General features: G+C 67.0%; 7 protein-coding genes. 3 read left to right on the top strand and 4 right to left on the bottom strand.

Annotated elements, in window-relative coordinates; genetic code table 11:
* Nucleotides 1-247: 247 nt before the first annotated feature.
* Nucleotides 248-2,884, bottom strand: coding sequence for a M1 family metallopeptidase (locus E4L98_RS04925; protein WP_167761277.1), 2,637 nt, complete (start codon nt 2,882-2,884; stop codon nt 248-250).
* 44 nt (nt 2,885-2,928) lie between these two features.
* Nucleotides 2,929-4,062: an FAD-dependent oxidoreductase gene (locus E4L98_RS04920; protein ID WP_135200456.1), complete on the bottom strand. Its 1,134-nt coding sequence runs from the start codon at nt 4,060-4,062 to the stop codon at nt 2,929-2,931.
* A 65-nt stretch (nt 4,063-4,127) separates the two neighbouring features.
* On the opposite strand from E4L98_RS04920, the gene E4L98_RS04915 reads away from it, so the two are divergent.
* Nucleotides 4,128-4,865: a TetR/AcrR family transcriptional regulator gene (locus E4L98_RS04915; RefSeq protein WP_135200455.1), complete on the top strand. Its 738-nt coding sequence runs from the start codon at nt 4,128-4,130 to the stop codon at nt 4,863-4,865.
* On the opposite strand, the gene E4L98_RS04910 is transcribed toward E4L98_RS04915, so the two are convergent.
* Nucleotides 4,829-5,272, bottom strand: a complete 444-nt coding sequence (locus E4L98_RS04910; protein WP_135200454.1) for an acyl-CoA thioesterase — start codon at nt 5,270-5,272, stop codon at nt 4,829-4,831. The two genes, E4L98_RS04915 and E4L98_RS04910, sit on opposite strands and share 37 nt — an antisense overlap.
* Nucleotides 5,269-6,054: an RNA methyltransferase gene (locus tag E4L98_RS04905; RefSeq protein ID WP_135200453.1), complete on the bottom strand. Its 786-nt coding sequence runs from the start codon at nt 6,052-6,054 to the stop codon at nt 5,269-5,271. Before E4L98_RS04905 ends, E4L98_RS04910 begins: the two co-directional genes overlap by 4 nt.
* Nucleotides 6,055-6,216: 162 nt before the next feature.
* Between E4L98_RS04905 and E4L98_RS04900 the strand changes: the two genes are divergently transcribed.
* Nucleotides 6,217-6,999 (top strand): inositol monophosphatase family protein, encoded by a 783-nt coding sequence (locus E4L98_RS04900; RefSeq protein WP_135200459.1) that lies wholly within the window; start codon nt 6,217-6,219, stop codon nt 6,997-6,999.
* A 192-nt stretch (nt 7,000-7,191) separates the two neighbouring features.
* Nucleotides 7,192-8,445: DEAD/DEAH box helicase (locus E4L98_RS04895; protein ID WP_135200452.1), on the top strand; the 1,254-nt coding region annotated here is incomplete at its 3' end.

The following is an 8,445-nucleotide window of genomic DNA, read 5'->3' as shown; positions in this document are numbered from 1 at the left end:
ATCACGGCGTCGAGCACGGCCTGGGCGCCGCCTTCCAGCGCGAAGCGGTGGGCGCCCGGCGGATGCGCCAGGCGATAGACGGCGCCGCCGGCAGCGAGCGTGAGCGCGCCGGCCGCGCCGATCTTCAGCAACGATCTGCGGGATGTCATGGTCTCCGTCCGTTTTATATTTTTGCCTAGTGTAAGCCAAGCCCCGGCGCGGCCTTGCGGCAAAAATAGAGGGAGACGTCTAAAGCGCGCCGCTGCGCTCAGCCGCGCGCGGCCAGCAGCGCCTCGATCTGCTGGCGCAGCGCGGCCTGCTCGCTGTACTTGAAGCGCGCCGTCTCCATGCCGCGCGCCAGGTGCGGGCCCATGTCGGCCGGCACCCGCGCGGTGATCCAGGCTTCCATCTGTTGCGGCGCCATCGCCCGCCAGAATTGCTCCGGCGCGTACTGACTCAGATACAGCTGGCTGAACGGCCCGAACGGCGCCATCAGGGCGTCGACGTTGCGGGTGAACAGGTCCCAGGCCAGTTGCGGATGCGCGCCGTTCAGCGTGCCCAACAGCGCAACGCGCAGGGTGCCGGCCTGTTTCGGTATTTCATCCGACAGCGCGATGGCGCCGGCCTGCGCGGCCAGCGCCGGATCGCGCACCTGCATCAGCGCCACGTAATAACGGCGCACCTCGGTTTCGTTGCCGGCCGCCCTGGCGATGGCGTGCAGCTGCTCGAAGTCGGCGGCGCTGGCGCTGCGGGCGATGATGGACAGCACCATCGCCTGGTCATCGGCCGCCAGCGTGGCGCGGTCGGCCACAAAGGCGGCGAAGCGTTTGCGCGCTTCCGCGAGCACCTCGGCATCGCCCCAGGCGCCCAGGTCGGCCAGCACCGTGCGGCGCAGCTTTTGCACGCCCGGCGTCTCGTCGGCCTTGCCGTCCCAGCCCAGTTGCCGTGCCAGCGGCGTGACGATGGCGCGCGCGTAGCGCATGAACGCGGCGTGGCCGGGCGTGCCGCGCGCATACGATTCCAGCGTGCCCAGCACGCCGGTGATCTGCTGCCAGGCGCGCTCGTTCTGCGTGGTGCCCATGGCCGAGGCCAGCGCCAGATAGCTGTCCAGCGGCGCCGCGCCGGCTTCCACCAGCGCCCATTGGTCATCCAGCATGGCGATGCGGTCGCCGTCCGGCAGTTGCGCGAAGTGACGCGTGTTCAGCGCCAGCGTGGCCGCATCGTAGGCCACGCGGAAGTAGCCGACCGCGCCGGCGTTGACGCTCAGCGGTTCGTCGCAGCGGCCGGCGTCGGCCTGCTGCCGGTCGGCGCTGAACAGCAGCGGATGCGCGGCGCCGCCGCCGCTGCGCACCTGCAGCGGCACCTGCCAGTGGCCTTTGCCGGAGCCCAGTCCCTGCAGCAGGAAGCGCTGCTGCGTCAGGCTGATGGTGCGCTTGCCGTCCGGCGCGCAGCTGGCCGCCACCGACACCAGCGGGAAGCCCGGCTGCGTGGTCCACGAGGTGGCGATGCCGCTGATCTTGCCGCTGCCGGTACTGTCCAGCGCCTGCCACAGATCGCCGCCGAAGGTGTTGGAGTAAGCGTGCTTTTGCATGTAGCTGCGTACGCCCTGGCGGAAGTTGTCGGCGCCCATGTGGGTCTCCAGCATGCGCAACACGGCCTGGCCCTTGCTGTAGGTGATGACCGGATCGAAGGCATTGGTGGCTTCCACCTCGTTGACCACGTGCTGCACGATCGGGTGCGAGCTGGCGCGCGAATCGGCCGTCATCGCCTCTTCCTTGCTTTCGTCCTGCTGCTCCCACCAGCGCCAGGCCGGGTTGCGCAGATCGGTCTCGTGCGCCGCCATCCAGGAAGCGAAGCTTTCGTTCAGCCACAGCTCGTCCCACCAGCCCATGGTGACCAGGTCGCCGAACCACTGGTGGGCCATTTCGTGCGCCTGGGTGCTGTAGACGCCCTGGCGGTTGGCCAGGGTGCTGGATGGCGTGACCAGCAGCACCTGATCGTTGTAGGTGATCGCGCCCCAGTTTTCCATCGCGCCGCTGAAGCCGCCCGGCACCGCGATCGAGGTCATCTTCGGCAGCGGGTACTTCACGCCGAAGTAATCGTTGTAGTCGTCGAGGATCTGCCGGGCGTTGTCCAGCGCCGCACGGCCGCCCTGCTCCTGGCCTCGCACCGCCACCACGTTGAAGTGGGTGCCCTTGTGATCGGCGCTGATCTCGGCCAGATTACCGGCCGAGAATTCGACCAGATACGACGCCATCTTCGGCGTCGGCGCGAAGCTGGTGGTGGCCAGCTCGCCTTGCAGCTTGCGCGCGGTCTGCGGCATGTTGGAATACACCGCCCACTTGGCCGGCGTGGTCACCGTCAGCTTGAACACGGCGCGGAAAGCCGGCTCGTCCCAGCAGGGGAACATGCGGCGCGCGTCGGTGGCTTCGAACTGCGTGCTCAGCATCACATCCTTGACGCCGTCCGGCGTCTTGTATTCCTGCGCGAACAGGCCCAGCGGCTTGGTCTCGATCTGGCCGGTGTAGGCGAAGCTCAGCTTGTGCTTGCCCGCCTTGGCCGCGCGGGCCAGCGTGATGGTGGTCAGCTGCTTGTCGTTGTCCGTGACCACCGCCTTGACCGGCTGGCCATCGAGCAGCACCTTGTCCAGTTTCTGGTTCAGCGTGTTGAACTGGATGGTGGCGCTAGCCTCCTTGAAGTCGAGCAGGATGGTTTCGCTGCCGGTGATGGTGTGCGCGGCGGCATCCGGCGTGATGGCGATGTCATACTCGACGGGTACCACGTTTTTCGGCAGACGGCCGGGCGCGGTGGCAAAGTTGAAGGTGGCCGGCGTGGCTTGCGCCAGCACTGGGACCGAGGGGAAAGCCAGCGCCAGAGCGAGGCCGAGCGAATTAACTGCGCGCATGAATGCGAACTCCTGGGGTGGTTGGCACATATGCGCGAATATACCTAGTTCGCTTTCAAATTACCATCCATCAACATAGTTAGAAGGCTGCGCGGCGTTTGCGCGCCGAAGCAGATTTGCAGCAGCGCATCGGCATCGGCCGCGGCGGCGGCGCTGCGCGGGAACAGCGCCCGCTCGTAGGCGCCCAGCGCGGCTTCGGTGTTGCCGGCATGGGCGGCAATGGCCTGGCCCAGCTCGGCGCCATCCAGCATGGCCAGGTTGGCGCCCTCGCCCGATGGCGCCATCAGGTGCGCGGCATCGCCCAGCAGCGTGACGCCGGGGACGCGCGGCCAGCGGTGATCGGGCGGCAGCGCCTTGATGACGCGCAGCACGGGGCGGGCCTCGGCGGCGGTGATCAGCGCGGTCAGCGCGGGCGCCCAGCCGTCGAATTCGGCGGCGATGCGGGCCCTGGCGCTGGCGGGGTCGGCAAAATCGATCTGCGCGAACCAGGCCTCGGGCTTTTGCAGCGCGATGTAGGCGTGCAGCACCGCGTCCGGCGCGCGGTGCGCCAGGATGCCCTTGCCGGGCGCCAGCGCAAACAGCGAGCCGCCGCCGACCGCCCGCGCGCTGGCCGGGTGGCGCGTGTCCGCATCGTTCAGGCTGGTTTCGATGTAGCTCAGGCCGGTGTAGGCCGGCCGGGCGTCGCTGAGCAGCGGCCGTACCTTCGACCACGCGCCGTCCGCGCCGATCAGCAGATCGGTGGTGACGCTGGCGCCATCGGCGAATTGCAGCGTGTGGCGGCCATCGCCCAGTGGACTGACGGCGCTCAGCTTGCGGCCCCACCGCACCGTGTCTGCCGGCAGCGCGGCGAGCAGGATGCGGCGCAGCTCGCCACGCGGCACTTCGGGTCGGCCGCCGGTGCCGTCGTCGGCTTGGTCCAGCAACACGCTGCCGTCGGCGGCCAGCACGCGCGTGGCCTCGCCGCCGGGATGGACGATGGCGCGGAATGCTTCATACAAACCGGCCGCCTTGAGCGCCAGCTGGCCATTGAAAGCGTGGATATCGAGCATGCCGCCCTGGCTGCGGGCGGCGGGTGAGGCGTCCGCCTCGTAGACGGTGGCGGCGATGCCGTTCAAATGCAGTACGCGGGCCAGCAACAAGCCGCCCAGTCCGGCACCGATGATGGAAATGGTGGTCATTTTTCGCTTATGGAACAATGTTCCACAAATCTTGCTGCAAGTGGCCATCCGTGTCAAGATGCGCCATGATCAAGAACACACGCCGCGTGCAGCGCGGGGAAGCGTCGCTCTCGCGGGAGCGCATTATCGAGGCAGCGATCGCACTGCTGGACGGCGCCGGCGAGAGCGGCTTGACTTTCCGCGCCCTGGCCGAGCGGCTGGCGACCGGCGCCGGCGCGATTTACTACCACGTCGACAACAAGACCGACCTGCTGAATGCCGCCGCCGACGCCATCGTGGCCGCCGTGCTGCCGGCGCCCGCAGCGCCGGCAACCGGTGACGCGCCGGTGGTGACTGCCCCCGACGCGTCAGTGGCGGCGGCAGCCGACGCGTCGCCGCAGACGGCCGTGCGCGCCATCGCGCTGGCGGTCTTCGACGCGATCGACGGCCATCCGTGGCTAGGTTCGGCTCTGATGCAGGCGCCGTCCGCGCTGCCGATGGTGCGCATCCTGGAAAGTTTGGGGCAACAGATCCGCGCACTGGGCGTGGCCGAATCCGCACAGTGGCAGGCGGTGAGCGCACTGCTGCACTACATTATCGGCGTGGCCGGCCAGAACGCGGCCAACGCGCAGACGGCGCGCGCGCGCAACGCGGTGCGCGACGACTTCCTGGGCGCGGTGGCGGACGGCTGGGCACAACTGGACGCCGTGCATTTCCCGTTTACCCGCGGCATTGCCGCGCGCCTGCGCGTGCACGACGACCGCGCCGACTTCCTGGCCGGCGTCGATTACATACTGACGGGCGTGAGCACCGCCGGGTTGTAGATGTCGCAAAACTCCGGCGGCATGCGGCGCGGGCGGCCGCTGCTGATCTCGATGCAGATCAGCTCCCAGCGGCCGCGCAGCACGGTGGCGCCGTCGCTGTCGCGCACCAGCTGGAAGCGGCGCTCCATGGCCAGCTTGCCGTCGCTGCCGACCAGCCAGGTGGCCAGGGTCAGCGCCTCGCCGGCCGTGGTCGGCAGGAGATAGTCGTATTCCGAGCGGCGGATCGCCATCGCCCGGTCCAGGCGGCGGTAATCGGCCAGGTTCAGGCCCAGGCGTTCCGAATGCGACCAGCCGGCCTTTTCGCACCACTGCACGTAGACCGCGTTGTTGGTGTGCTCCAGACCGTCGATGTCGGCGGCGCCGGGCGAGACGGCGATGGTGTGCGGGTCCGGATAATCCCAGCTCATTGCTCGTCCTTCATCATCTGGCGGGCGATGCCGCGCAGGATATTCACCTCTTCCTTCTCCAGCTGGGCGCGCGCGAACAGCCGCTTCAGGCGCGGCATCAGCTTGCGCGGGTTGTCGGCATTGAGGAAACCGATATGCACCAGCGCCTGCTCCAGGTGCTGGTACATGCCCTCGATCTGCGTCAGGCTGGCGGCCTCGCCGTGGAAGCCGACTTCCCTGGCATCGCCGGCAGGCAGGCGCGGCGTGTGGGTGATGCCGGCGCCTTCCAGCACGCCCATGCGGCATTCGTAGGCCACCACCTGCGCCGCCTGCGACAGATTCAGCGAGGAATACTCGGGATTGGCGGGAATATTGATCAACACATTGCATTTCTCGACCAGCTCGTTCGGCAGGCCAAAGCGTTCGTTGCCGAAAATGACCGCCGCCCGCAGCGCCGGCTGCGCCGCCAGCTGCGTCGACAATTGGCGCGGCGACAGCACCGGCGGCGAAAACTCGCGCAGCCGGGCCGACACGGCGGCGGCGAAATTGATGCCGTCCAGCGCCTCGGCCATGCTGCCGACCACGCGCGCGCCGGCCAGGATATCCTGCGCGCCGCTGGCAAACGCCACCGCTTCCGGGTCCTGCAGCGCGCCCTCGAAACGCGGCGTCACCAGCACCAGATCGCTGTAGCCCATGGTCTTCATGGCGCGCGCCACCGCGCCAATGTTGCCCGCGCGGCTAGTCTCGACCAGAATAAATCGCAGATGTTTGAAAAGATTCGTGTTGATTTGCGGCAGGTTCATTTAAAATAGCGGTATTGCGCGGTGTGAAAACGGGAATTCAGACAGAATTCTACCTTGTTGACACCGCCCTGCTCTTTGTCATTTTGTCTCCTGTCGTGCCGCCGGGCTGGAAATCCCCCGGTGGGCGTTAGCATTTTATTTACGGAAAAGCCCATGCATCCAATGATCAATACGGCCGTGAAAGCCGCGCGCCGCGCCGCCGCCGTCATCAACCGCGCTTCCTTCGACATCGATCGCGTGATCGTGACCGAGAAGAACAACAAGGACTTCGTCACCGACGTCGACCAGGCCGCCGAGCAAGCCATCATCGAAGTGCTGTCCAAGGCCTACCCCGACCACGCCTTCCTGGGCGAGGAATCCGGCGCTTCCGCCAATGCGCACGACGAGACCGAATACACCTGGATCATCGACCCGATCGATGGCACCACCAACTTCATGCACGGCTTCCCGCAATACGCGATCTCGATCGCGCTGTCGCACCGCGGCGTGATCACCCAGGGCATCATCTACGACCCGGTGCACAACGACCTGTTCACCGCCACCAAGGGCGCCGGCGCCTACCTGAATGAAAAACGCATCCGTGTCGGCAAGCTGGACCGCATCAGCAACGCGCTGCTGGCCACCGGTTATCAGACCGGCAACCCCAAGGCGCTGCATCAGTACCTGGAGATGTACGGCGTCATGGCCGAGCGCAGCCAGGGCATCCGCCGCGCCGGCAGCGCCGCGCTGGACCTGGCCTACGTCGCCTGCGGCCGCCTGGACGGCTTTTACGAAAAAGGCCTGAAGCCCTGGGATATCGCCGCCGGCGCGCTGCTGGTCACCGAGGCGGGCGGCATCGTCGGCGAGTTCAACGGCGAGTCTGAATACCTGTACAAGGGCGACGTGATCGCCGGCAGCCCGAAAATCTTCGGCCAGATGGTCGGCCTGCTGAACCAGTTCGCGTAACGGGTGACAGATTGTTACAAAAAAAGGGCGCTGCGGCGCCCTTTTTTATTTCCGCAACGAAACACGTGTTGAACTTAACTGTTATACTCGGGCAGCGGCGTGCGCCCAGTCCCGTCCCGCGAGCCACACATAACCGATTGCCTGAGACTGGCGCCGATCATGGCGACAGGCAAATCTTTATAGATAGTCAACATGTCATTTAATACCCTCGGCTTGTCCGACGCCCTGCTGCGCGCTGTCACCGATACCGGCTACACCTCGCCGACCCCGATCCAGCTGCAGGCCATCCCTGCAGTGCTGAACGGCGGCGACCTGCTGGCAGGCGCGCAAACCGGCACCGGCAAGACCGCCGGCTTCACGCTGCCGCTGCTGCACCGTCTGTCGACGGACGCCATCGGCACCAGGCTGACCAACAACACCTCGCCGCGCGCGATCCGCGCCCTGATCCTGACCCCGACCCGCGAACTGGCGGCCCAGGTCGAGGAAAGCGTGCGCATCTACGGCAAATACACCAAGCTGAACTCGGCCGTGATCTTCGGCGGGGTCGGCATCAACCCGCAGATCAAACAGCTGAAGCATGGCGTCGACATCCTGGTGGCCACCCCGGGCCGCCTGCTGGACCACATGAACCAGGGCACGGTCGACCTGTCGCACATCGAAATCCTGGTGCTGGACGAGGCCGACCGCATGCTCGACATGGGCTTCATCCGCGACATCCGCAAGGTGCTGGCCGGCCTGCCGCCGAAGCGCCAGAACCTGCTGTTCTCGGCCACCTTCTCGGACGAGATCAAGGCGCTGGCCGACGGCCTGCTGGACAAGCCGGCCACCATCGAAGTGGCGCGCCGCAACTCCACCTCGGAGATCATCGCGCAGAAAATCCACCCGGTGGACCGCGACAAGAAGCACCCGATGCTGGCGCACCTGATCAAGAGCAACAACTGGCACCAGGTGCTGGTATTCACCCGCACCAAGCATGGCGCCAACAAGCTGGTCGAGCAGCTGGGCAAGGACGGCATCATGGCGATGGCGATCCACGGCAACAAGAGCCAGTCGGCACGCACCAAGGCGCTGGCCGAGTTCAAGGACAACAAGCTGCAGGTGCTGGTGGCAACCGACATCGCCGCGCGCGGCATCGACATCGACCAGCTGCCGCACGTGGTCAACTACGACCTGCCGAACGTGCCGGAAGACTATGTGCACCGCATCGGCCGCACCGGCCGCGCCGGCGCCACGGGCGAGGCGGTGTCGCTGGTCTGCGTGGACGAGCACCAGATGCTGAAAGACATCGAAAAGCTCATCAAGCAGACCCTGCCGCGTGACATCATCCCCGGTTTCGAACCTGATCCGAGCGCGCGCCCGCAACCGATCCAACTGCGCAGCGGCGGTCCCGGCCACCGCAATGGCGGCGGTGGCGGCCGCAGCGGCGGCGCGCCCCGTGCCAAGGCC

The sequence above is a fragment of the Duganella callida genome, assembly GCF_004614165.1.
GTDB classification, from domain to species: domain Bacteria; phylum Pseudomonadota; class Gammaproteobacteria; order Burkholderiales; family Burkholderiaceae_D; genus Rugamonas; species Rugamonas callida.
This window is presented reverse-complemented; position numbering and strand designations above follow the sequence as displayed.